Origin of the sequence: Anabaenopsis arnoldii, from assembly GCF_028331025.1 — a bacterium.
Classification (GTDB): domain Bacteria; phylum Cyanobacteriota; class Cyanobacteriia; order Cyanobacteriales; family Nostocaceae; genus Anabaenopsis; species Anabaenopsis arnoldii.
Window position 1 is genome coordinate 13,203 of the sequence record NZ_JAQMUH010000043.1, and the last position, 24,763, is coordinate 37,965.

General features: G+C 42.8%; 25 protein-coding genes, 1 tRNA gene and 1 pseudogene. 15 read left to right on the forward strand and 12 right to left on the reverse strand.

What is annotated here, in order from left to right:
• Window positions 1-78 precede the first annotated feature (78 nt).
• A complete protein-coding gene (metG, locus tag PN457_RS03540) occupies window positions 79-1,680 on the reverse strand; it encodes a methionine--tRNA ligase (protein WP_271731362.1) in 1,602 nt (533 codons plus the stop codon).
• Window positions 1,681-2,056: 376 nt separating this feature from the next.
• Here metG and PN457_RS03545 point away from each other — a divergent pair, with 376 nt between their 5' ends.
• The 3 genes and pseudogenes from PN457_RS03545 to PN457_RS03555 all read left to right on the forward strand — a co-directional run bounded on the left by PN457_RS03545 (window position 2,057) and on the right by PN457_RS03555 (window position 3,808).
• Complete coding sequence (locus PN457_RS03545; RefSeq protein WP_271731363.1) at window positions 2,057-2,191, forward strand: hypothetical protein; 135 nt, start codon at window positions 2,057-2,059, stop codon at window positions 2,189-2,191.
• A pseudogene (locus tag PN457_RS03550) lies at window positions 2,140-2,544 on the forward strand (1-acyl-sn-glycerol-3-phosphate acyltransferase); the annotation flags it as partial. The gene PN457_RS03545 and the pseudogene PN457_RS03550, both read left to right, overlap by 52 nt.
• 430 nt (window positions 2,545-2,974) lie before the next feature.
• Window positions 2,975-3,808: an alpha/beta fold hydrolase gene (locus tag PN457_RS03555; protein WP_271731365.1), complete on the forward strand. Its 834-nt coding sequence runs from the start codon at window positions 2,975-2,977 to the stop codon at window positions 3,806-3,808.
• Here PN457_RS03555 and PN457_RS03560 read toward each other — a convergent pair.
• The 3 genes from PN457_RS03560 to PN457_RS03570 are packed head-to-tail and all read right to left on the reverse strand — an operon-like array spanning window position 3,805 to window position 7,641.
• Window positions 3,805-4,368, reverse strand: a complete 564-nt coding sequence (locus PN457_RS03560; RefSeq protein WP_271731367.1) for a hypothetical protein — start codon at window positions 4,366-4,368, stop codon at window positions 3,805-3,807. The genes PN457_RS03555 and PN457_RS03560 overlap by 4 nt on opposite strands.
• Entirely contained in the window at window positions 4,358-7,411 is a 3,054-nt protein-coding gene (gene brxL / locus PN457_RS18450; RefSeq protein ID WP_271731368.1) for a protease Lon-related BREX system protein BrxL, read from the reverse strand. The genes PN457_RS03560 and brxL overlap by 11 nt, the downstream gene beginning before the upstream one ends.
• Window positions 7,412-7,455: 44 nt before the next feature.
• Entirely contained in the window at window positions 7,456-7,641 is a 186-nt protein-coding gene (locus PN457_RS03570; RefSeq protein ID WP_271731370.1) for a hypothetical protein, read from the reverse strand.
• 220 nt (window positions 7,642-7,861) lie between these two features.
• Between PN457_RS03570 and PN457_RS03575 the strand changes: the two genes are divergently transcribed.
• The gene (locus PN457_RS03575) at window positions 7,862-9,337 is read left to right on the forward strand and encodes a leucyl aminopeptidase (protein WP_271731371.1); all 1,476 of its coding nucleotides are present in this window, start codon (window positions 7,862-7,864) and stop codon (window positions 9,335-9,337) included.
• Here PN457_RS03575 and PN457_RS03580 read toward each other — a convergent pair.
• Window positions 9,331-9,477, reverse strand: a complete 147-nt coding sequence (locus tag PN457_RS03580; protein ID WP_271731372.1) for a hypothetical protein — start codon at window positions 9,475-9,477, stop codon at window positions 9,331-9,333. The two genes, PN457_RS03575 and PN457_RS03580, sit on opposite strands and share 7 nt — an antisense overlap.
• 37 nt (window positions 9,478-9,514) lie before the next feature.
• Here PN457_RS03580 and plsX point away from each other — a divergent pair, with 37 nt between their 5' ends.
• The 5 genes from plsX (at window position 9,515) to PN457_RS03605 (ending at window position 13,692) form a co-directional block, all read left to right on the forward strand.
• The gene (plsX, locus tag PN457_RS03585; protein ID WP_271731373.1) at window positions 9,515-10,540 is read left to right on the forward strand and encodes a phosphate acyltransferase PlsX; all 1,026 of its coding nucleotides are present in this window, start codon (window positions 9,515-9,517) and stop codon (window positions 10,538-10,540) included.
• Between the two features lie 86 nt (window positions 10,541-10,626).
• Window positions 10,627-11,619 (forward strand): beta-ketoacyl-ACP synthase III, encoded by a 993-nt coding sequence (locus tag PN457_RS03590; RefSeq protein ID WP_271731374.1) that lies wholly within the window; start codon window positions 10,627-10,629, stop codon window positions 11,617-11,619.
• A gap of 63 nt (window positions 11,620-11,682) precedes the next feature.
• Complete coding sequence (gene fabD, locus PN457_RS03595) at window positions 11,683-12,564, forward strand: ACP S-malonyltransferase (RefSeq protein WP_271731375.1); 882 nt, start codon at window positions 11,683-11,685, stop codon at window positions 12,562-12,564.
• 111 nt (window positions 12,565-12,675) lie between these two features.
• Window positions 12,676-13,311, forward strand: a complete 636-nt coding sequence (locus PN457_RS03600; protein WP_271731376.1) for a lysophospholipid acyltransferase family protein — start codon at window positions 12,676-12,678, stop codon at window positions 13,309-13,311.
• 87 nt (window positions 13,312-13,398) lie between these two features.
• Window positions 13,399-13,692, forward strand: a complete 294-nt coding sequence (locus PN457_RS03605) for a DUF2288 domain-containing protein (protein WP_271731377.1) — start codon at window positions 13,399-13,401, stop codon at window positions 13,690-13,692.
• A 66-nt stretch (window positions 13,693-13,758) separates the two neighbouring features.
• Here the strand turns inward: PN457_RS03605 and PN457_RS03610 are convergent, their stop codons facing one another.
• The 3 genes from PN457_RS03610 to PN457_RS03620 form a co-directional block, all read right to left on the reverse strand.
• Window positions 13,759-14,286 carry a YdcF family protein gene (locus PN457_RS03610; protein WP_271731389.1) on the reverse strand — a complete coding sequence of 176 codons (528 nt, stop codon included), beginning with the start codon at window positions 14,284-14,286 and terminating at the stop codon, window positions 13,759-13,761.
• A 431-nt stretch (window positions 14,287-14,717) separates the two neighbouring features.
• Window positions 14,718-14,791: transfer RNA gene (locus PN457_RS03615), tRNA-Arg, on the reverse strand.
• Between the two features lie 43 nt (window positions 14,792-14,834).
• Window positions 14,835-15,932, reverse strand: a complete 1,098-nt coding sequence (locus tag PN457_RS03620; RefSeq protein ID WP_271731378.1) for a tocopherol cyclase family protein — start codon at window positions 15,930-15,932, stop codon at window positions 14,835-14,837.
• 33 nt (window positions 15,933-15,965) lie between these two features.
• Here PN457_RS03620 and PN457_RS03625 point away from each other — a divergent pair, with 33 nt between their 5' ends.
• Window positions 15,966-16,577 (forward strand): J domain-containing protein, encoded by a 612-nt coding sequence (locus tag PN457_RS03625; RefSeq protein ID WP_271731379.1) that lies wholly within the window; start codon window positions 15,966-15,968, stop codon window positions 16,575-16,577.
• A gap of 474 nt (window positions 16,578-17,051) precedes the next feature.
• Here the strand turns inward: PN457_RS03625 and PN457_RS03630 are convergent, their stop codons facing one another.
• Both PN457_RS03630 and pgeF read right to left on the reverse strand, forming a co-directional pair.
• A complete protein-coding gene (locus PN457_RS03630) occupies window positions 17,052-17,885 on the reverse strand; it encodes a metallophosphoesterase (RefSeq protein WP_271731380.1) in 834 nt (277 codons plus the stop codon).
• Between the two features lie 46 nt (window positions 17,886-17,931).
• The gene (gene pgeF, locus PN457_RS03635; protein WP_271731381.1) at window positions 17,932-18,723 is read right to left on the reverse strand and encodes a peptidoglycan editing factor PgeF; all 792 of its coding nucleotides are present in this window, start codon (window positions 18,721-18,723) and stop codon (window positions 17,932-17,934) included.
• A 130-nt stretch (window positions 18,724-18,853) separates the two neighbouring features.
• Here pgeF and PN457_RS03640 point away from each other — a divergent pair, with 130 nt between their 5' ends.
• Together PN457_RS03640 and PN457_RS03645 are read left to right on the forward strand one after the other, a co-directional pair.
• Window positions 18,854-19,639 carry a biotin--[acetyl-CoA-carboxylase] ligase gene (locus tag PN457_RS03640; RefSeq protein WP_271731390.1) on the forward strand — a complete coding sequence of 262 codons (786 nt, stop codon included), beginning with the start codon at window positions 18,854-18,856 and terminating at the stop codon, window positions 19,637-19,639.
• 83 nt (window positions 19,640-19,722) lie between these two features.
• Window positions 19,723-21,288, forward strand: coding sequence for a M23 family metallopeptidase (locus PN457_RS03645; RefSeq protein ID WP_271731382.1), 1,566 nt, complete (start codon window positions 19,723-19,725; stop codon window positions 21,286-21,288).
• A gap of 49 nt (window positions 21,289-21,337) precedes the next feature.
• On the opposite strand, the gene PN457_RS03650 is transcribed toward PN457_RS03645, so the two are convergent.
• Window positions 21,338-21,997: a riboflavin synthase gene (locus PN457_RS03650; protein WP_271731384.1), complete on the reverse strand. Its 660-nt coding sequence runs from the start codon at window positions 21,995-21,997 to the stop codon at window positions 21,338-21,340.
• 339 nt (window positions 21,998-22,336) lie between these two features.
• On the opposite strand from PN457_RS03650, the gene PN457_RS03655 reads away from it, so the two are divergent.
• The 3 genes from PN457_RS03655 to PN457_RS03665 all read left to right on the forward strand — a co-directional run bounded on the left by PN457_RS03655 (window position 22,337) and on the right by PN457_RS03665 (window position 24,357).
• Window positions 22,337-22,834, forward strand: coding sequence for a bifunctional nuclease family protein (locus tag PN457_RS03655; protein ID WP_271731386.1), 498 nt, complete (start codon window positions 22,337-22,339; stop codon window positions 22,832-22,834).
• A gap of 73 nt (window positions 22,835-22,907) precedes the next feature.
• Window positions 22,908-24,035, forward strand: a complete 1,128-nt coding sequence (locus PN457_RS03660; RefSeq protein WP_271731392.1) for an aldo/keto reductase — start codon at window positions 22,908-22,910, stop codon at window positions 24,033-24,035.
• Window positions 24,036-24,231: 196 nt separating this feature from the next.
• Entirely contained in the window at window positions 24,232-24,357 is a 126-nt protein-coding gene (locus PN457_RS03665) for a helix-turn-helix domain-containing protein (protein ID WP_271731388.1), read from the forward strand.
• Between the two features lie 86 nt (window positions 24,358-24,443).
• Here the strand turns inward: PN457_RS03665 and PN457_RS03670 are convergent.
• Window positions 24,444-24,763: type ISP restriction/modification enzyme (locus tag PN457_RS03670; RefSeq protein WP_334310746.1), on the reverse strand; the 320-nt coding region annotated here is incomplete at its 5' end.

Genomic DNA, 24,763 nt, shown 5'->3' on the forward strand with positions numbered 1-24,763 from the left:
TTCGGAGCTAATAAATTAAGCCCCGATAAGTTTTTTGACAAAATTAAGAACTTGAACAAAACCGAAAAATGAACAGGACTAATGGTTTTTTGAAGTTTCTATGCGCTTGAACACGGGATGGGGTTTACCCAAGGATTGTGTACTGGTTAGTACACCCCATTTTGCATGGGTGGCAAAACCGGCAAGCATGGAAGTTTTTATTTGATCATTAAAGTCGATTCCAAAGCCCAGCTGCTGATAAATGGCGCTACTGATATTCGGAATAATTGGGGACAGGAGATAAGCTGCTAGTCTAACAGATTCTAGAACTGCGTACAGTACTGTTTCCACTTCCTGCTGCTTTCCTAGTTTATATAGTGACCAAGGGGCTTGTTCATCAATAAACTTGTTACTGGTACGAACCAGCATCAGGATAGCTTCACAGGCTTGGTTGAAAGCTAGCGCCTCATAGGCTTGTTTTACCTGTTCTCCTAGACTTAAACCAATCGCTTTCAAAGGATTTTCGTCATTAATGGCTTCATTTGCAATTGGCACTCCATCGCCAGTACAGTATTTCTTCACCATGTTTAACGTCCGATTCAGCAAATTACCTAAGTCATTAGCCAAATCTGCATTCAAAACATTAATGAATCTAACTTCATTAAAATCGCCATCTTTGCCAAATTCGATTTCCTTAAGGAAGTAATAACGAACCGCATCACTACCATAGCTTTCCACTAGCCTTACAGGATCAAGTGTATTACCCTGAGACTTACCCATTTTTTGGCCATCTTTAGTTAAAAAACCATGCCCAAACACCTTATCTGGCAAGGGTAAACCGGCTGACATCAGCATAGCTGGCCAATACACTGCATGAAATCGGAGGATATCTTTACCAATTAAGTGCAAATTGATTGGCCACCAAGTTTCTAAGGCATTAGCTAAAGTTGGTTCTGAATTTGCTTCTAGTAGTGCGGTGACATAAGCTAGCAACGCGTCAAACCAAACATAAAGGGTATGCTTGGGATCAACTGGTACAGGAATACCCCATTCCAGATTGACCCGTGAAATAGAAAAGTCTTGTAAACCCTGGCCAACAAAGCTCAAGACTTCATTACGACGACTCCCTGGTTGAATAAAATCTGGTCGAGACTGGTAAAATTCCTCTAGCTGCGTTTGATACTTAGATAGGCGGAAAAAGTAATTTTGCTCGTCCCGCCACTCCACTTCCTTGTTAGTATGAATAGGGCAGCGGTGTCCTTCTAATAGTTCCCGTTCTTCCTTAAATTCTTCACAAGATACACAGTACCAACCTTTCTGTTGTCCTTGGTAGATATCACCTTTTTCCCAGACTCGGTGGAAAAACTCTTTAACTATGGCTTCATGGCGAGAATCTGTAGTCCGACTAAAGCGATCATATTGAATATCTAATAACTGCCATAAGCTGATAAAGCTAGGCACAATTTGATCGCAAAATTCTTGTGGGGCTTTTCCTAAACTTTCTGCTGAACGCTCAATTTTCTGTCCGTGTTCATCTGTACCTGTAATTAGCAGCACCCTATCCCCCAGGAGCCTGTGAAATCGGGCTACTGCGTCCGCTGCTATTGTTGTATAGGCACTTCCCACGTGAGGAACATCATTCACATAATATAGGGGCGTAGTCAATGCAAATGTTTTTTCTGTTTTATCCACTAAATTCATACAGAATAAAAAAAAAGAAATTATTAACCTTTTCTATCTTACTTTTACTGGCCAATATCCGCAATCATATAATATTACTACTTGTTTGACAAATGGTAAATTACTATTAGCGAATTCAGAATTGTAACAATTATTTATTAATGTGTATAAATCCATTACCTTGAGTCCTAAAAGATTATTTAGCTAGTAGTAATATTTTCTATCTTTTACTATCAGATTGATTGTCACCGTCACTACATAAATCTAAACTCCAAAAACCTAACTACCTTGATGCATAAAATTTATATACCTAAAGACTACCTTCATATCAAGAATGAAATGTAAAGATTAAGTCAAGCTCATATGCCATATTTTGTAAAAATCATATTAATTATTGATGATTCCCAGCAATCGCCTGGATGTTTCTGGCTATTACCTAGCGGTATCGACGCTATCCAGAGCTAGCATAGCTTTTTTGAGCAGTCAAAGCAGATGGCGGGTGTTTTTCCTCAAGGAACTCAGCCAATGGTGACATTCTCCGCCTCAAGGAGGTAGGTGAATTTCACAGAGGATTTGCTCATTTAGGACTGTGGTCTACTTTATTTGGGAATTTTACCAATTGCGATCGCCCAAGCGCTGACCTGTCAGTCCGCTTCCCTAACAGAAGTAAATACTCATGGTTTACCTCTGGGACTGCAAAGTTTTTTGAGCCGTCAGGACTTTTATTTAATTAATCAACCCGGTTTACATCCCTTGGTTATCTATCATAGGGTGGCTGTGTTGATTGGCCGCCCTTATTCGGTGACACCACAACATTAACGAAAATATCATGGCAAACAAGCCAAAAATGTTGTGAATGAACTAACTAAGCATTGCCACAATTAAATTACTATTTTACTAGTTTAAGCTTTTCATTAAAGATTAGATAGGGGGTATTTTTGACAAACCCAGGAAACTAGGCTTAAGCAATTGACGCTGCACAATTAACAAGTTAAAACTTAACACTGTTTACAATGGTCATTTCAACTCTCAAACACAATATATGCTGATATACACAGGAGTGAAACTCTTTCTTTCCTGTTAATTTCACTTGTCTATCTGTAAATAAACCACCAATTCAATAGTTTTTGATAAATTGATTTTATCTTAACTGTGTCATTTATATTCAATGTGGTCTTACTATCCACGCTATCATTTTATCATAATTTCAAGTGCATGATTGTGCTTCACACTCTTAGTGTGATCACATCTGGAACAAATCGGATATTTACCCGGGTAATTCCATAACAACAAAAAGTTGAATTTAAATTTTACAATGCCAAAAGTTGAGCTAAAGCCGTGTTTTCTCACTCCTAACCGAGTCCAACTAGAGTATCCGTTATTTGTGTATTTACCAGGACTGGATGGAACTGGTGAACTATTGCGATCGCAAACGGCTGGCTTAGAAGTTGGCTTTGATGTGCGGTGTTTAGCGATCCCCAGACAAGACCTCACCACCTGGGATGAGTTAAGCAACAACGTCTTAGAGTTAATTAATACCGAATTACAAAAAAACTCACAAAGACCAGTTTACCTGTGTGGCGAGTCCTTTGGGGGTTGTTTGGCCATGAAAGTAGCAACCCAAGCACCACAATTATTTAAGCGGATTATCTTGATTAACCCAGCATCAGCCTTTCAGCTGCGCCCTTGGTTAACTTGGACATCCCAACTAACTTACTTAGTTCCAGAATCCTTTTATGAGCTTGGCACACTAGGGTTATTGCCATTTTTAGCATCCTTACCACGCATTCCCCGCCATTTGCGCCACGAACTACTCAAAACCATGCGGTCTGTACCCCCAGCCACAGTTACTTGGCGATTGTCTTTACTCAAGGAATTTAACGTCACTCAAGCCCAGTTACGCCAACTAACTCAAGCAGTTTTGCTGATTGCTGGTGCTGGCGATCGCCTTTTGCCATCTGTACAGGAAGCCGAACGCTTAGTAAATATTTTACCTAACACCAAGTTAGCTGTATTACCTGACAGTGGACACGCCTGTTTACTAGAATACAATGTTAATCTCTATAAAATCTTGCGGGATCAGAATTTTGTAGAACACCACATTCAAGCCTCTCAGGAAATACAAAATCAATTACCCACACCACATTAACTGCTGCGACGCAGTCTATCAATTCTATTCAACTGCGGGTGAACCATGAAGTGGGGGACGCTAAACACTTGGAAAAGGCGATTACTCGCACCATCACACCCTTCTGGTTCTACTGGAAGTTTGTTGCAGGTCTTATCCCCCAATCCAAATAATATCCAATCGACCAAATAACGAAAATGTGTAATATCTTTTTTGCGATCTGCTTGCAGTAGCGCTTCGCTATTGCGTATCCTGGGATGAGGAATATTAACTAAGCAATATTTCAGCATCTGTGTCCCAGCAAGATTGTAATTCGGCTCTAAAAAATTAATCTCAGGGATTCGGTTAAATTTATGGCAGTATTCTGGCGACTGTCTTTTTTTGATATTGTCGTAAGCACAATCTATCCAATAATCCCACCTGCCATAAATAACTCTGTCCCACTTAACTACTTGTTTAAACATCCACCCATGAAGTAGATCCGCTTCTAGGAAGGGATCTATTCCTGGGTATGGGTAATTATAAAAACATTCTTCGGAGAGATTAATTACTATTGCGCGATCATGCGGATTAAATCTCATCTCTCCCACCTAGTAGTTTTCGATTTGGTGAATTAGCTCTATCTTCACTAGGAGGTAATGAGTTAGAGTCACTAGTACCGAACATCTTGGCAAGTATCGCATCTACTTCAGCGTCTTCACTAGGAGGTAATGAGTTAGAGTCACTAGTACCGAACATCTTGGCAGGTATCGCATCTACTTCAGCGTCTTCACTAGGAGGTAATGAGTTAGAGTCACTAGTACCGAACATCTTGACAAGTATCGCATCTACTTCAGCGTCTTCACTGGGAGGTAATGCGCTACTAGCTTCCTCAATTAAAATTAATGGAGAAAAATGCTGTACAGAGTCATTACTGTATTGATATTTATCCTTATATCCAGTAAAGCCCTTTAGTTGAGCAATTCTGTCGCCAACTTCTAGGTCAGCGCGAATCCAGTCCAAATCCCAACCTGAATAGTTATCTTTACAATAAAGTAAGTGAGGCGCATAAAAGTACAAATTAATTAAAGTTGCCTTAGCGCACCATTCGTTGTCAGTGTAACCGATAGCATTAGTCGTGTAGTTGGATGCGGCCAATAATAAACGCCCTGATTCTACATTTGGATCTAAGAAAAGTTCTTCACTGCTAATAGCGTTACTACTTTGAGATTTAAATTGCTTTTCACACCAGCGACGGGCTTCATCAATTGAGATGCTAAATTCATATGATTCTTCATCATCGCTTAATTCCTCTAGAATTGCTCCAAAGTAATCACATGGGTAAAGCAGAAGGAGTCTTAAATTTATTACTTGCATTAAGCGATTGTGAGCAGTACGACGATATTCTGTATTTGCGCCTTTTAAATAATCCTTTGTTTGAGGAAAATCGCTCACAGATGGATGCCCCAAACTCCATAGCAACCAATCAAAGAAATAATGTACCGCCCCCCATTTATTCTCAGAATTAAGAATATCAGGTTCAATTTGATTGATGCAATGAATCAGCATTTTCTTTACGGACTCATGTCGAGAACGGAAATCTAGTTTAGTCCAAGCATCCTTGGTAACTCGCTTGTTATTTTTGTTCTCTTCCCAAAATAACCAGCGTCCATTGATCTCTGTTTCAATAAACGTTAGTGGTTGTAATAGCCAGCCAGCTTCTTGCCCCATCGCTTTATAATCTTCCGGAAAATCTTCGGAAATTAGAGTACTTCGCCGAGTTCCGCGAAAAGGAACAGAGATGCCCATTAATCCCTTGGGTTTTTCTCCAGGCATACGATTGATTAATAGGTTGGGTTGAGTTAGTGGCACATTAGCCAGGCGTTCACGATAAGCTTCTATCACTTCTCTGTTTTCTCTGCGTGGTTTAAATGATGGTGTACGGAAAATTCTTTTTCCGGGTATTTCTTCAACCGACTCAGGGAAAATAAATTCCTCAGCTACAGATTCAGGCTGAAGTAATTCATGGTTATGAATCTTATTAATTTTATAGATGTTTGATAATTCTTTTGTATCTTCGTTAAATGCAGCTAATGCTGCTTGTACCTCGGCTAATTCATCACCGGTTGGCAAGGGCTTAGTAGCTTCCTCAATCAAAATCAAATGACCAGGGGTAAGAATATCTTGGCTAATGAGGGTAGATCCTCCCTGTTCTGGTACGGAAACAAAATGCTCATCCATTGTTTCCAGGTCAATGTAACTGAAATGGACATCATAAAATTCCATACCGCCAATTTTCTTTAACTGTTCCTTCACCCGTCGGCGCACTCGCAGTGCATATACTAGAGCATCATGTACATCTTGTTTACTAAATGAACCATCGGGGAAAAGTAATTTTAGTAATCCTGATACAGTTTTACGTACTGCTTGCACGTCCCGTTGTTTGAGGTTATTACCCAAGCGAAAATAGCGGTCAATCGCATCGGCAAAACTGCGTTTACGCATTTCCCGCAACCACTCTGCTAAATAATCAACAATAAAACCATATTGATTGGTAAAATTCTCTGGGCTGAATTTGGGAATTTCCCAACCGGGAATATAGGCGTGAAAGCGGTCAAAAAAGGTAGTATCAATCATGGCTTCAGGAAAAGGAGCCAATAAATGAGAGGTTTTCACCAAAGATTCTACGCTTTGATCAATATTACCCACAAAAACCATAGAAGCATTAGCGGTAATTTCTGCCTTACCCCGTGCAAAGGAACCTGAAGCCATGTAGTCTTTCATGATTTGTACACCATCGTTGTCATGAAAGCTGATACCAGCGACCTCATCAAAAGCCACTACATCAAATAAACCGACCAATCCCACGCGCCGGGTGGACATATTATAAAAAAGATTGGCTACTGTGGTTTTACCGCCAGAAACAAGGATGCTGTTGGGAGAAACTTCTTTATAAACGTGGGATTTACCTGTGGAACGGGGGCCAAGTTCACAAGAGTTATAATTATTCTCGCAAAGAGGTATTAAACGCGCGAGTAAATGCCATTTTACTTCGTCGCTCACAATAGTTGGTTCTAGTCCGGTTGACCTGATTAACAGGTCAATCCATTCATTGCGGGTAAAAGCTGGACGACCTGCAAACAGTTCATCCATATCTACATTAGGCATTTGAATGGGTTTAAGACTGGCGACAATAAAAGGACTAGGTTTTGTCCCTCCTTCGTACTCCATTTGTAAAATACACCAAATTCCACTTCCTAGGAGTTTAGAATTTAGTTTCACAGTTTCTGGGTCAATTACTACACCTTTAATACCGAGATTGGTTAAGGTACCTTGGTAAATATCATCTTTTTCGTTGAGTGTGACGTTTACTTGGTCAATGATTGTAAAACGTCCTAGTTCTCTAATTTTGGATTTGACTAGCTCCGCTTCATCAGGACGAACATAATTTTGAGCTAGGATATTTTTGACACGAGTAACGCCTTCTGCAATAGTAGTTTCTTCATCTGTGGCACAGTACATACCCAATAGATACTCCAGCACATAGACGGGTACATTTGCACCTTCTTTGATGCGCTTTGTCAGGTCTTTCCGTACTACCTTACCAGGATAAATGTTGTTTAGTTTTTGGTTAAGGTCGTCCATGGGGAAAAGGGGAGAGGGGGGAAACTCAAGATTTGGGGTTATGATTAAAAATCACCAAAGTCATTGGCAATACCTAAACTAATTATCCATGTTTCTCGCAGCAATTCGCTCTGGTCATCTGCATCTTTGACAATTAAATAAGCCCTAGTGGGAGGACTAGCGGTATTTACAGTCAATCTTAAGTCAATTGCTCGATCGCCTGGATTAGGACTTGTACTAGTTAAATTCACTCTAGGTACATCTGTAATCGGGGTGTCGGTTTGAGGGTAACTTGAAATGCAGTAACTTAGTGTCACTATTTAATCAATTAAATGGGGTGAAGATGTGATGAAAATTACGGCTGAAAACTTATCAAACATCCTCTCAGACTGTTTGGTATTTTCTACCCAAGCGAAAATAGAATTTTAGGTAATACTGGTACAAGCAGGAAAACCTAGATAAAATCACAAAATGAAAATTCAACCTAGTGACAAGGCTTTGCTAGATTGGGCAGGGGATAGTTTGGCAATTGGATTATTTGAAGATGCAGTTGAGTTGACTGGTGACCTGGCAAAATTAGATGAGCAGTTTGCGGGGGTTTTAAAAGAACTAATTGCCGAAGAAGAATTTACCGCCAAAGCCTACAGCACCATTTTCACCCGTGTTAGTGCTGGTGGCTCTATCCGTAAAGTAATTTTAGTGGGTTTGGGGAAACCAGAAGCCCTGAAATTAGAAACTCTGCGACGTGCGGCTGCTGCTGTGGCCAGGGTGGCGAAAAAGCAAAAAAGCAAAGTTCTCGGCTTGAGTTTTCCTGTGTGGAATAATCAGCCAGCAGCAACTGCTCAAGCTATAACTGAAGGTACGCAACTAGCGCTTTATCAGGACATTCGCTTTAAGTCTGAGCCAGAAGATAAAGGAGCAAAAATTGAGACAGTAGATTTACTGGGACTGAGTGGACAAGAAGCAGCCATTACCCTAGCTAATCATATCGTCTCCGGGGTAATCTTAGCTAGGGAATTGGTAGCAGCACCAGCCAATGAGGTAACACCCATTACCCTAGCAGAAACAGCCCGTGCGATCGCGACTGAACACGGCATAGAGGTAACAATTCTGGAACGGGAAGACTGCGAAAAGTTAGGTATGGGTGCCTTTTTAGGAGTTGCCCAAGCTTCAGACTTACCACCAAAATTTATTCACCTCACCTACAAACCCGAAGGTACACCGAAACGCAAACTAGCAATTATTGGTAAAGGCTTAACCTTCGATTCCGGGGGACTAAATATTAAAGGTGCTGGTAGCGGCATCGAAACTATGAAAATTGATATGGGCGGTGCTGGTGCGACCTTGGGTGCTGCCAAGGCGATCGCCCAAATCAAGCCAGATGTAGAAGTTCACTTCATTTCAGCCGCCACAGAAAACATGATTAGCGGTCACGCCATGCACCCAGGGGACATCCTCAGAGCATCCAACGGCAAAACCATAGAAGTGAATAACACCGACGCTGAAGGGCGTTTGACCTTAGCGGATGCCTTGGTGTATACAGATAAATTGGGAGTAGATGCCATGGTTGATTTAGCCACCCTCACCGGTGCTTGTGTGATTGCCTTGGGTGATGACATTGCCGGCTTATATACGAACGATGATGCTGTAGCTTCCCAACTGCAACAAGCCGCAGAAACCGCAGGGGAAAAACTGTGGCGGATGCCAATGGAAGAAAAATATTTTGAAGGGTTGAAATCCGGGATTGCGGACATGAAAAATACCGGTCCGCGTCCTGGGGGTTCCATTACTGCGGCTCTTTTCCTCAAACAGTTCATTAAAGATACCCCTTGGGCCCATTTAGACATTGCTGGGCCAGTGTGGACAGATAAGGAAAACGGTTACAACAGTTCAGGGGCTACAGGCTATGGTGTAAGAACCCTAGTTAATTGGGTATTAGCTCAGTAGGAAGCCACAAGCAGGGTATTTGACTCCTTAATCAGTGCGCCCCAATCCCTGAAAATTTGCCACGTAGCTACTAAAATATGTTGCAATACTAACAGGAAGAATATGGCAGTGAGAAACTCCCGGTTTTTCAGCAAAGCCATCTGGTAAAATTTGTAAGGTTTCTAGTAGCTCTAAGCAATGGGATTGACTGGCGTACGGATAGCAATTGACGCAATGGGGGGGGATCATGCACCCGGAGAAATCGTCACTGGCGCACTGCGGGCAAGTGACGAATTGGGTGTAAAAGTACTATTAGTTGGTGATCCCCAACAAATAGCAGCCGCCCTGCCCCCAAACACTAATTTGGAGCGGGTAGAGATCGTTCCTGCACAGGAAGCGATCGCAATGGATGAGGAGCCTTTGAATGCGGTGAGACGCAAACGCAAAGCTTCTATTAATGTGGCTATGGATTTAGTCAAGCAGCAGCAGGCAGATGCCGTGTTTTCTGCGGGACACTCAGGGGCAGCTATGGCAGCAGCTTTGCTCCGCCTGGGACGATTGCCAGGAATTGACCGCCCAGCCATTGGTACGGTTTTCCCTACAATCAAAGCCGGTAAACCAGTACTCATACTTGATGTTGGCGCCAATGTAGACTGCCGCCCTAAGTTTTTAGAGCAGTTTGCTGTCATGGGGTCAACTTATAGTCAGTATGTTTTAGGTATTACCAATCCCCAGGTAGGTTTGTTGAATATCGGCGAAGAAGACACTAAGGGTAATGAGGTCGCCCTGCGCGCCCATGAATTATTACGGGAAAATTCCCAAATTAATTTTATTGGTAATGCTGAAGGGCGTGATGTACTTTCGGGTAACTTCGATGTGATTGTCTGCGATGGCTTTGTGGGTAATGTGTTGTTGAAATTTGCCGAAGCCGTGGGGGAAGTGATTCTGCAAATCCTGCGCGAAGAATTACCCCAAGGATTACATGGTCAAATTGGGACGGCAATTTTAAAACCTAACCTGAAGCGAGTTAAACAGCGCATGGATCATGCAGAACATGGCGGTGCTTTGCTGTTAGGCGTAGCCGGAGTCTGTTTTATTGGCCACGGAAGCTCTCAAGCTCCTTCTATTTTTAACGCCATTCGCATGGCCAAAGAAGCTGTAGATAATCAGGTGCTGCAAAGACTTCAGTCCCAATATGAAATCCTACAGCAGGAAACCAATTAGAAATTAGTCACAAAACTAGCGAGCAATAGCTGGGAAAAAAATACAAATTTTCATGACTAAAATTCTTATAGCTTGGGAGACTAGGAGTGGAAAAGTTAGGCATAGCAATTACAGGTAGCGGCTCGGCAGTACCAAAAAATCACCTCAGTAACCAGGATCTGACTGAACTGGTGGAGACTTCAGACGATTGGATTACCACAAGAACCGGAATTCGTCAACGGTGTTTAGCATTGCCATCTGAATCGGTGAGCACCCTCGCGGCTGATGCCGGTAGTCAAGCGATCGCGGCGGCAGGGATAAAGGCAACAGACCTAGATTTGATTCTGCTGGCCACATCCACCCCAGATGATTTATTTGGCAGTGCTTGTCAAATTCAGGCGGCATTAGGAGCAACCAAAGCAGTAGCCTTTGACTTAACGGCTGCTTGCTCTGGGTTTGTCTTTGGGCTAGTCACAGCAGCCCAATATATCAGAACAGGCGTTTATCAAAACGTACTCCTAATTGGGGCTGATATCCTCTCTCGCTGGGTGGATTGGCAAGACCGCAGGACTTGTGTACTGTTCGGTGATGGTGCGGGAGCGGTGGTACTGCAAGCCAATAACAGCGATCGCCTATTAGGATTTTCCCTGAAAAGCGATGGGACCCAAAACCGCTACCTCAATCTTGCTTATACCCCCTCCGCCCAAGAACTCCTGCCCAATGTAAATATCACTCAAGGTACTTACCAGCCGATCACCATGAACGGCAAAGAAGTATACCGCTTTGCTGTGCAAAAAGTCCCTGAAATTATTGATAAAGCTTTATTTCAGGCTCATCTCACTATTGAGCAAATAGACTGGCTGATCTTGCATCAAGCCAATCAACGCATTCTTAATGCCGTTGCCCAACGCCTAAATATTCCAGAAAACAAGGTAATTAGCAATCTGGCTAATTATGGTAATACCTCTGCCGCCTCTATCCCCCTAGCCCTAGATGAAGCAGTGCGCCAAGGCAAAATCAAACCCCACGACATCATTGCCACATCTGGCTTTGGTGCCGGACTCACTTGGGGCGCAGCAATTTTTCAATGGGGAAGATAGTTAAAACTCAAGAGTAAAAAACTACACTTACCCCAATCACCAATGAGCAATGACTAACGACTAATGACTAAAACTGCATGGGTGTTTCCCGGACAAGGTTCTCAAGCCCTGGGAATGGGAATGGATTTATTAGATATACCTACCGCTAAAGATAAATTTGCCGAAGCCGAAGCAATTTTGGGCTGGTCTCTCACACAATTATGTCAGAACGAAGAAGAAAAGTTATCACGGACTCTCTACACACAACCCAGTCTTTATGTAGTAGAAAGTATCCTGGCTGATATCCTTCGAGAACGGGGACATCAACCAGATGTAGTTGCTGGTCACAGTTTAGGCGAATATATCGCCCTTTACATTGCCGGTGTGTTTGAGTGGTCTGCTGGCTTACACCTGGTCAAGCGTCGTGCTGAACTCATGGATAGTGCCGCTGGTGGAATGATGGCTGCTCTGATGAACTTTGACCGTGAACAGTTAGAATTAGTCCTCGCTCAGACACCAGATGCAGTTTTGGCTAATGATAACAGTCCGGCTCAGGTAGTGATATCTGGGAATCCAGAGGCTGTCAAAACAGTAATTTCCCAAGTTAAAGCCAAACGTGCTATACCCTTAAAAACCTCCGGAGCATTTCACTCACCCTTGATGGCTGCTGCGTCCGCCGAGTTCCAAGATATTCTAGAATTAGTAGAATTTCAGCCGGCTGTTATACCCGTACTGTCTAACGTAGATCCGCTTCCATCCACTGATGCCAAAATAATCAAGCAGCGCCTCAGCCAACAAATGACCGGTTCAGTACGCTGGCGAGAAATTTCTTTGGAATTAGCAATACAGGGTATTGAGGAAGTGGTGGAAATTGGACCGGGTAATGTGCTAACTAATTTGATTAAACGCACTACACCGGATTTAATCTTAAAAAATGTTCGTAATGCAGCAGAGTTGCCAGAATAGGGGATAGTAAAGCAGACGTAGATTGCAGAGTCTAGGCTGCTGGGCAAAATTGAGATTTTCTATACCCTATCCCCATTCCCCATTCCCCAATACCCTATATCCCATTTCTCTATGTCTCGAACCCGCGAACCTTTGATCAGTTTGGCACTTTACCACGCTTTTAAGTGGTCTATTGTCAGCCCTATGCTTCATGCTTACTTTCGGGGGAGAATTTATGGGGTGGAAAATGTCCCTAAGTCAGGGCCACTGGTGGTAGTCAGTAATCATGCTAGTTACTTTGATCCCCCCATTGTCTCTAATTGTGTACGTCGTCCAGTGGCTTACATGGCTAAGGAAGAGTTGTTTCAAGTCCCTGTTTTAGCACAAGCAATTAAATTGTATGGTGCTTACCCGGTGAGTCGCGGTACCGCTGACCGCAATTCTATTCGTTCAGCCCTAGAGTACCTTGATAATGGCTGGGCTGTAGGTGTTTTTTTACAAGGTACTCGCACTCCCGATGGGAAGATCACAGATCCTAAACGAGGGGCGGCTCTCTTGGCGGCCAAGGCTAAAGCACCATTTTTACCGGTGAGTTTATGGGGTTCTGAGAAGATATTACAAACAGGCTCCATACCTCTTCCAGTTCCCTTAACTATTAGGATTGGCAAATTAATTGATGCACCCAGTTCTACCAATAAAGACGAATTACAAGCTGTGACAGATAAGTGTGCTACAGCAATTAATCAGTTGCATGATTTAGGACGCTGAGAAATATGCTGCAAAGAGTCAAGTCCAGAAAATCTTAGGGCAAAAATTAGGCTAAAATCGGCCAGAAAAATATCTAAATGGGGAATTATGTCCGATTTAAGAACACAATTAACAGACAATCAGGATGAGGCTGAGTGGGATTGGCTAATTCCTCATGTACAAAGGGATGCGGTGATTTTAGTCACGCCAGGTTTAGACTTGCTGGATGTGGGAGTGGCGATCGCTAGCGATCAGGTTTCATCAGTGCAAGCATGGATTGACGGACAATTAATAGCTAAACCTTCCAATACACAAATGGGGAATTGGAATAGCGATCGCACTAAAAGATTTAAGACTCTGATTATTCAGCCCTATGTTCTAATACAAGAAATCTCAGCATAATTGGACTGGGAAACAAGTTTTGGCAAGATTTAGCTCAAATCTGAATCTCCATCCCTCACCTGTGATTCATTGCTTTCTCATATGTTCTGCACCCGTGTAACCAGTAGCCAACCAAACTAAAGCCCTCACCCCATCACGGATAGATTTATCCAAGGGTTCATGGACATTTTTTGAAGGTACTGCTACAGGTTTAAATTGAATACCGCGACTTCCCAAAACTATCTCGCCAACCACACGGGCGCGGCGCATATGAAATTCCGAAGTAACTAAATAAACACTCTTAATACCTTTAGCCTGCAACTCATCTACTAGTGTAGTAAAATTTGTTACAGTATCTACAGCTTCATAGTCCAAGTGCAATCGTTTGGGATCAACTCCAGCCTTGGCAAACACATTCTGAGTTGATCTAGGTGGACTACCACCAGAAATCCAAATGGGTAAACTTGGATGCTCGCGGACAAAATTAGCTGTAAACCGTTCTCGTTCTAAATGTGAGGTAGAACCACCTAAAACTAATACTGCTTGGGGTGGTAAATTCTTAGTTTGCGATTCCTGGTATCCCAACCACATTAATAGAGGTAGGGCGAAAACCATAAACCGAAATGAATGACCTGTAAATAATAAATGATTCTTCAAGGCTCTATACTTTAGTCTGTTGAGTCCAGGATTTTATCTAAAAAAAGACAAATAAGTATGTAGGGTAATTTAAGAAAATCTACCCAAATATCAACTGATGTTTTGGCGTTGCGGAATTCACCTATGAAATTCCCAAGACTGAGTTTTGAACACTCTTACTTTTGCTTCTAAAGCAATTCCTGCAAGAGCCGCAGGAACTCTATGGGTATAAGCTGGGCTGGTACGAGAAACACCATTCATACTTCGATTATGCAATGCCGATTTTTTTACATAATACACAGACAAAGCTGCATTAACAGGACATATCGCAGTTGATACCAGATAATCAAGTGAGTCGGAAAATTAAATACCATTTCCGACTTTCTTCTTATTAAATCATTTACTGAGGACGGGACTGGCCAGGCTCGAACCGGCGACCTAGCGCTTAGGAGGCGCTCGCTCTATCCATCTGAGCTACAGCCCCAACTACAAAGCATATGCAAGCAGATACTATGATAGCAGGATTTTTAGGTAGACTGCCAAGAATTATCCCAAGAACCGCCGCCTATTTCTAAACCGCATAGAGAACTCTGTGCTTTGAGGATTGTTTGAGATTTGCTAGGAGTTAATTTTCGTAACTCCAAACTTAATTTTCCCTGCATGGTATCCCGACAACAGAATAATAAACCATTTGCTGTCGGCGCGCGCAGGGGTGTACCAGGTAAAGGCGTGGTTCCGGTCAATTCAATTTCATAATGTAAGTTTTTGGCGCGCATTTGCCATCTACCCCAGGGCTGAATATCCCATTCTACTTTTGCATTCCAGGGAACGAATTCATAAAACTGGCCATGATGGTGCAAGCCAATCATGGCCACAGATTCCATCCACCACAATACACCACGCTTGCCACCGCCAGCCGTCAAAGCCAAATCGGGTTCGCCATCAAAGTGATTACAATTCAACCAAAACCATTTTTGGGGAAAAGCGCCGCCCCAGTTTTTCTCTGCGTAAGCTGGCGCATTTGTAAATTCATAGATTTTACCGTTCCAATCAATCCTACCACTTGCTAACCCGTGAGCCATCAAGATTTGCCATCCAGGTTCAAAAATCTGTAAAGATGACAGCCAACCGGCGGTTGATTGCTGAAGACTATTTTTATTCCCCCAGTAGTATATCGGCTCAATGTCGTATAGCCAACGGCAATAATTACCAGTAGCCGGATCGTAAATCTCTCCTTGATTTAAGGTAGCTGTAGCTTGATAGCCTTCTTGGATATGATGTTTAAACTCGGTGGGGGTGAGATATAAAGGTAGGTTGTTGAGGTGGGTTTTACCCCAATGACCTAATGCGAGAACATCTTGACTACCCCAAAATCCTTTGACATCAGGAAAAGTACGACATATATACTCATCATTGGGTCCGAGCACTTGAGCAGCACCACCACTATAGGGTTGGCCTCCAATGGGGTCTTCTATGGAGTACATGAACGCGAAGGTTTGACCACAATCAGGTAAAGTTAGGCGATAATACCAACCTTCAAAAAAGCGGCGACTACTACCGTCCCAATGGTATCCACTATGAGGGGTTTGGTTTGAGTGCAAAAAATTTAGGGGAATAGTTAACATATATCTATATAAAAGTTGCCTGTTTCTTTCAGTATGAGCGATTACCTCGATATTAATCATGCTTATGAAGTTTTAGGACTAACCCCCGGTGCGTCTCAGGAACAGGTGAAGCAAGCTTACCGTCAGTTGGTGAAGATTTGGCATCCTGATCGCTTTCTTAACCCTGAGGAAAAACAAGGAGCAGAGTCAAAAATCAAACAAATCAATCTAGCTTACAAGCAACTCAAGTCTCAACAGCTAAACACTACCAGTTTACCTTCTGCTTCGCCTCCAAATCTTTCAATTCATCAGGTAAATATATCTGTTCAGCGCTGGGATGCTGAAACTTTTTATAACTGGGGAGTGGAAAATGCCAGTAGAGGAAAATATGAAGAAGCGATCGCAAATTTTACCCAAGCTATTAGCCTCAATCCCACCTACATTGAAGCATACAAGTATCGGGGGTTTGTTTGTTCTCAACTGGGGTTTGAATATAGAGCTACTGCAGATTTAAATAAAGCTGCATCCTTAGAACGGAATGTCAGCGGATACTCTGACTCCACATACTCAAGGTCATCCAGACTGATATTCCAGCGTCAACCCCTGTTATCAAGATGCTGTCAGCAAATCAAAAAACTACTGAGGGTAAACAGGCGTTGGCGATGATTTCAGCCCATAGTCAGGGAAATATTAAGATAATTTACAAAATTATGACAGAAAGTTAATGCTGTTCAAGTTTGGTAAATATCTTACACAAATTGAATAGAGGATGCTAAATTACAAATAAGGTACAAAGGAATTAAAAGTTAACTAAAAAACCTATAAATTGGAGCCTGTACCTCCTGCTCTAATGAACTCGCAATCAGAAATCATTTGTTGCATCCTGTCGTCAAAGTTTTCCACCTTGAGTTAATTGATGTTTTTTGGAGGTTTCGGAAGTTACACCTACAGATGCCTGTTGATAGTAATTAAGGATGATCAATTGTCAGATCAATGGTTGCGAAAATCGTCCACTTTATTTGAGTTAATTCACCCTGTTTTTGAAATTTTATCTAAACACTAGATATCTAATAAGCCGCCATTGGTTACTGATACTTTTCCATCGTAACTTGTGGCGGTTTATGATTAACTAATCAATAACTAGGGACTGATTAAGGTAATTACAGTGACTTCAGGTGGACAAAATAAACGTCCTGGACTATAAGTTCCTAAGCCACGGCTGACATATAATTGATTGTCCAACACTTGATGAAAACCTTTTGCCCACTCCCAATATCGGACTACTCTTGAGCAGTTTGCTAGGAACATTGGTTCCCATTGGCGCACTTTTTGAGGAAGTTGTTTTAGGAGCTTTTGATAATGGAAAATCACAGGGCCAATTCCTGGTAGGACAATATGACCTCCGTGGGTATGTCCAGATAGTTGTAAATCTACTCGCCACTGTGACAAAATTTTAGCAGTATCCGGGTTATGGGATAAAACAATCCGGGGTGTACTAGGGTTGAGTTGGTTCATAACTAGTGCAGGGTTAAATTCCCGTGACCAATAATCAGCTAGTCCTACAATTGGTAACTCTTGTCCTAAAGGATAGGCGATTTCATTCCACAGGACATTAACCCCTATGTTATTCAGGGCAGATGTTATTTCTGTTTTTGAGTGCTGGTAATGTATATCATGATTACCGAGGACGGCATAAATACCAGAGCGACTTTGTAAATCTTTAAGTCGTAAGGCTAGTTGGTGAATGGGTGTAGGATCGTCGGTTACATAGTCACCAGTTAATAAAATTATATCGGGTTCAGCCTCGTTACTAGCGGCGATCGCTTGTGCTAACAGTTTTTCAGAAATTCTCACACCATCATAGTGAAAATCTGTCAACTGTACCATTTTTATACCATGTAAAGATTTTGGCAAATCCGCAATCTTAACCGTTACTTCATCTACTCTTAAACGTCCCGTAAACAACCAGTTCATAGTACAACAGAGACTCCTCGTACCAGTGCTTACAGCTTATCAAAGATCACAATATATCTGGGTCTATGGCGCTGACAATTCCCGACCATTGAATTTTTTTCTGTTTCTCCCGACGATAAGAAAAGAAGTATTCTGGAGTTTGGTAAGTACAGTAAGGAGCGATCGCTATTTGTTCGGCGCTCATACCCAAGCTTTCCAGTTGTAAAACATTAACTCGCCGCACATCCAACTTCACCTTTCCAGGGTCGGGGTCTACCAATAACGGTGAATTTGGTAACTCATGCAAAGCATCTATAATTTGCTGTTGCTCTGCATAGGGTGTAATAGTAGCACCAAGTTGGGCAGCCACATGCAGAGAAACTTGATAAACCTCACCGGCGATCGCCGGTCCGATTGCAATGCGTAAATCATCCAGTTTGCTACCTTGCTCTTGCAATCGGGTGATAGCAACGGGAACAATCTTCGCTGCTGTTCCCCGCCAACCCGCGTGTAGTGCAGCTACTTGTCGAGTTTTGACATCAGCAATCAATACAGGTGTACAATCGGCACTAGCTACCCAAACAGCTTGTAGTGGCTGTTGGCTGATCACACCATCTCCTAAAACTAGACCGCCATCCTCGCCCCCCGTCTTCCCCTCAATGTCTTCTGGGGTGAGAACAATATTGCCATGTACCTGTTGGAGGCGATAGGCTGATGCTTCTGGGTGCAGTACTTTTGTCAAATCTTCAGGCGATCGCGGCCAAAACTGCTGAGTAAAAAAGCCGTGATGCCAATCTTTAAGAAGACTACAAGTAAGATAGGGTAGTCCTTGCCAATTGTGCCAATGCCAAGTGTGCATCTTGAGCCAAACCTAAACAAAAATCAACATCAGTCAATTAATGCTAACTTGAAGAACGTGATTTGGGTTAACTGCTGTGGGATTTGATAGCTCGCGTGGCGAAGTCATTCGGCAACTCTTAGAAAGTCAGATGGAATCGGAACTCAGGTATACTTATCTACCATCTTCCCTGCATATTTTTGAAAGTGTTCCTTCAACTAATCAGACCCTGTGGCGCTTGCTGAAGGATGGGGCTGATAAAAACTCTGTAGTAATTGCAACTCAGCAAACTTCTGGCAGGGGACAATGGGGTCGTGAGTGGATTTCTCCCACCGGCGGATTATATCTTTCGGTGGGTGTTGTTCCTAAACTAGAAGCTGCCGATAGTTATCGGCTTACCTTAGCCAGTGCTTGGGGGATTGCTGCCCAGTTGCGTCAGTGCGGCATCAGTGTGGGCATTAAATGGCCCAATGACCTAGTCTTGGAGGGTCGAAAGCTCGGCGGCATTTTGACAGAAACAAAAGTCAATAACGGACAGATCACACAAGCAGTAATTGGCGTGGGTATTAACTGGGCTAACCCAGTACCCGAAACTGGGATCAATCTCCAATCCTGGCAGGACTCCCAGCCTCATCAGGCTATCTCTGGTCTAGAAATGCTCACGAAAACAGTTTTGGTAGGAATACAATCCGGTATAGACTGTCTCAGTCAAGAAGGAATAAGTGTACTCTTGTCTAAATATTTAGATTTATTAACAAATATTGGTGAGCAAGTATACATAGATAATCTTTTAGGCACTGTAGTGGGCGTAACGACCCGGGGAAATCTCCACATATCTTTTGACATAAAAGAGCTAAATGACATAAAAATGCCAGAAATTTATCTCGAACCCGGTACAATCAGTTTGGGTTACCGTAAATCTTCTGTTTTGTTTTAGGTTTGTTGAAAATCTCGCTCTTTAGGCTATAAAAAGCACTCAAATCATCTCTTTAGGCTAATTTATAACAACAGAGAGAAGCAATGACGCAGCGCCATAAATCTGCCCAACACCATTCACAGAACTCATTAAGATGCTATCCTTACGCGAAGCTGCTCCACATATGTGCATCTACGCTACCAGCACAAGGCTTTTTTCTGCTAACTAGTGTCAGCCTCTTAGGTGGGGGTTTGGCAATTGCCCAAACAGAAACAAGTATAGATAATATTGTTCCCACGAATGAAAGTTACTCGGTTCGAGCAGTAGTAATACCAAATACTCTCGAAAAAGAGACTGTTTCTTCCGCACCATCCCAACCGGAATCTTCAGTTCCACAAGAACAAGCTGACCTTATACAGAAACTACGTACTAGACAACAGGTTTCTACTCCCAGAGCAAATGTTACCTGGGAGGAACCCAAAGCTGAGGTTTCTACTCCCAGAGCAAATGTGACCTGGGAGGAACCCAAAACTGAGGTTTCTACTCCCAGAGCAAATGTGACCTGGGAGGAACCCAAAACTGAAGTAGCCCAACCTACAACACCCCAGGGTTTACCTGAAAAACTCCTAGAACTTGCCCAGCCGTCAAATAACTCGGACAGACCAACAGGTGCAACAGCAGGGAAAACAACGGATTATAATAACGCCTATATTGACCCTACCAGTTACACTACCAAGACAACGGCTACTTATCAAGCACCTAACTCCGTGGTCTTAACAGAACGGTCTAGTGGTTGTCAAACTGTTTTACCCTCTGGGCAAAGTATATCAGGGAGTAGTTGCGCTGCACCAAACCGGGAAGCTGCACGCCATCAGAAAACAGCACCAAGCTGGGTGAAAACCAGCCAAAATATTGATTTAGCGCAGGTTCGGGTCCTAAATAATCACAGCAGCAATAGATGGGTTCCATCTCATAGTGCTAATAGTGCTAATAGTGCTAATAGTGCTAACAAAACCGCTTCTCCCTCTCATCGGTTTAGCCCTAACCCTATTACATCGGTGTTAGGCTCTGCCATTGTACCCAGTGGTGAGACTTTACCCCCACCAATGGCCGCAGGGAATATTGCACCCCGCCCTAGTACAGTAGCTTATGAGTTCCCCCTAGCATCAGTATTGCCACAAATTCCCTTTACAGGTTCCGTCGCCTATGGTCATGGGGGTATGATATTTCCGCTTTCTATACCTGCTCGCATTAGTTCGGTATTTGGTTGGAGAAATCATCCCATTACAGGCGATATCCGCTTCCACTCCGGCACAGATTTGGCTGCTCCTATGGGTACACCAGTAGTAGCAGCCGCGGCCGGTACGGTGGAAACTGCCAACTGGTTGGGTGGTTATGGTTTAAGCGTAATTATTAACCATGCTTCTGCTCAACAAACCCTTTATGCTCATATGTCAGAACTATTTGTCCAACCCGGTCAAACTGTGGAACAGGGAACCGTCATTGGCCGAGTTGGTAGCACTGGTAATTCTACGGGTAATCACCTACACTTTGAAGTCCGCCACCTCAAACCACAAGGTTGGGTTGCTGTTGACTCCGGTGTACAATTAGAGATTGCCTTTAATCAGTTGGTACAAGCTTTACAAACAGCTCGGGTTCCTGAAGAATAGGGCACCCCTCTGGGGGAAGTCAAAAGTCAAATTTCTTGACTTTCCCTACTCACAAATAGCCATGTTCTGCTAAAAACTCAGGTGTTATATGGTTTTTGCCGTGGTTTTTGCTAGGAGAAACAAATTTTTCCACGTATTTGCCGAGAATATCCCCTTCTAAATTTACCCAACTACCAGGGAGAAGATAGCGGAGATTTGTCTCCTCATAGGTCAGGGGAATGACTGCCACTGTGAACTGATATAATTCTGGATCATATACAGCTACTGTGAGGCTGATACCATTCACAGCAATGCTACCCTTGGGGACAATATACCGCGCGATCGCTTCGGGTGCAGTAAAGGTCATTTCCCAAGAACTGGCGGTTTGCTTGGCCTCTACTAATTGACCTATACCATCTACATGACCCATAACAAAGTGACCGCCGACTTTACCACCCACCCGTAGGGAGGCTTCTAAGTTGACATATTTCTGTTGTGTTTGCTCATCTCCCAGGGTGGTGCGGCTGAGAGTCTCCGGCGAAGCAGTGGCGATAAAGCCATTGTGGAAAATTTTTTCCACTGTTAAACACACGCCATCTACAGCAACGCTGTCGCCATAAGCCAAATCCTGCATAATCACAACAGAAGATTGACTGACAAAGGTAATTTGCCAAGAATCCCCCCCTATGGGTTTCATCGTTCCTAAGGCTTGGATTAATCCTGTAAACACGGCTTTTTTCTCAAACTAATTGTATTTATTGCCTAATTTTGCCCAAAATTAACTGTAATTCTGACATGAATGAGGAACACATTAAGTATAATTTCAGACTGTTTTTATTATAAATTTATTAACACATTTGCATCATTCACAAGGCATACTTGGTTAAGAAGGTTATTGTCTAGTTAGATGACTTTGACTTACTCTGGTGTTCACAACAAGTTCGGAGTTTAATAGAAGCAATTATAGAGAACAATGCTTATGTTTATTCCCCAACCCAACTTACCCCAGTCAATGGTATTATTTATTACGGAGCGCCCAATCATTCACAGGATTGTAGAGGCTTAGGCAATGATTGAAATGAGAGTCGCTGGCATAGCATTAGATGCCATAACCCGCAGTCCGATCGTACTTTTGAAAGATTCCTCAGATCGCCGTGCTTTGCCAATTTATATTGGACAGGAACAAGCTAGGGCAATTATGGGGGCGCTTGAAAATCAAAAGCCTCCCAGGCCTTTGACCCACGACTTAATTGTGAATCTTTTACAGTCATGTTCGATGATTCTGGAAAAGGTGATTATTCACTCGTTACAAAAGGACACATTTTATGCAGCCTTAATTGTCCAGCAAGGCGAAATCAAAAAAGAAATTGATGCGCGTCCTAGTGATGCGATCGCCATTGCTCTGCGTACTAATTCCCCAATCTGGGTAATGGAAGAAGTAGTTTCCGATGCTTCTATCCCTGTTGACCGGGATGCAGATGAAGCAGAACAGCAAGCCTTCCGGGAATTTATCTCCAATCTTCGTCCCGAAGATTTGATCAAGCGCTTTGGTAATGGAAACAGCTAAATGAGTAGAGACGTGATTAGTCGCGTCTGTGCTCACTCCGTTACCCACCCCCCTTTCCGCTAACTTTCTTTTCATGCAATACCGACGCTTTGGCAAAACAAACCTACACCTCTCAGTCTTTTCTTTGGGAACAATGCGCTACCTGGCTAATGTCACAAATGCACAGCAGACAATTGTTGCAGCCTTAGCCCAGGGAGTCAATCATATTGAAACAGCTAGAGGTTATGGCAAAAGTGAGGAATATCTTGGTGCAGCTATCAAAGGGGGATTAACAGTACCCCGTTCCCAGGTTTACATCACCACCAAAATACCGCCTACAGTTGATGCTGATAGTATGCGTCGGTATATCAATGAATCACTAGAAAGATTAAATCTAGATTATCTAGATTGCCTAGGAATTCATGGCTTAAATACTTGGGAGCATCTCCAGTGGGTGCTGGCCAACAATGGCTGCATGAAAGGCGTTCAGGAAGCTGTTGATGATGGTCGAGTGCACCATGTTGGTTTTTCCACCCACGGTTCATTAGATATAATTCTGGCAGCCATCAATACAGATTTGTTTGAATTTGTCAATCTACATTATTACTATTTTTTCCAGCGTAATGCACCAGCAATTCAGCTCGCATCTGACAAGGACATGGGGATTTTTATCATTTCTCCAGCTGATAAGGGCGGTCGTCTCTACACGCCACCCCAAACATTAATAGACCTGTGTCAGCCTTATTCACCTTTAGAATTAAACTATCGATTTCTACTCAGTGATCATCGTATTACTACCTTGAGTTTTGGTCCGGCCACTTCTGATGAATTAATCAAACCCTTACAGGAGTCCGATAATGTTCAACCGTTAACATTCTCAGAAACTTTAGCTTTCCAACGGTTAGAAGAACACCAGAAAGCTGCTTTGAAAACTGATAAATGTAGCCAGTGTTATGCTTGTTTACCTTGTCCAGAAAATATCAATATTCCGGAAGTTTTACGATTACGCAATCTCGCTGTAGCTTATGATATGAATGACTATGGAAAATATCGTTACGGTATGTTTGAAAATGCTGGTCACTGGTTCCCTGGAATGAAAGCTAACCGTTGTACCGAATGCGGTGAGTGTTTACCGCGCTGTCCAGAAAACCTCAATATTCCTGCTTTATTAGAAGATACTCACGAGAGATTAAGCGGCAAATCTGGGAGAAGATTATGGTGAATGGTCAGGGTATGTTGACTAGCAGGGGGACGGAGTGGACAAAACAAGCTTTGGCTAAAGGGCGGTGATTTCGCCGCGTTGATAGGGGTTAGTAGCTAGTTACTGTTTTATTAACTAATAGTCACAAACACTCACAGTTGCTCAAAATTTCCTGTCATCTTTTCGCTTTGTGACGGAATTACAGTAAAATCACTGTATGCTACTAGGATTCAAAACCCAACTCAAAGTCAACAAGCAACAAGGACTACTACTAGGACAACACGCAGGAGTGGCCAGACAGGTTTGTCAGGACTTCCAGGGTGGCGACTATATCTGTTGTTAAACGCAAAGGGGCGCAAAGTTTGGCGCAAAGGTACGCAAAGGTTTATTTTCTATGGCTTTGAGCGGGGGGTTCTAATCCCTGTCTCCCTAGTTATCAGACATCTGATTAACAATATTCATAGTTTCCACACTCACCCTACACACCCGCATTAATAAATCTATGACCTGTTCTTTGTAGTCTGCAAACCGGTAAGTGTTGAATTTTTCTGCAATGGTGGGGTCTTTGGGTTTCTTCTCTTTATATTGATCTAAAATCCATTCCAAGGCGCAACGATTGCCTAACATATATTCCCATGCTATACTGGGTATACCTTGTAATGTGGTTACATCATCTAAGATGATAATCCCTTTGGTTTTATCAGCTTTTAACTTCACCTTGGGTGTGGTTTGGTTACCCTTTAAGGGAA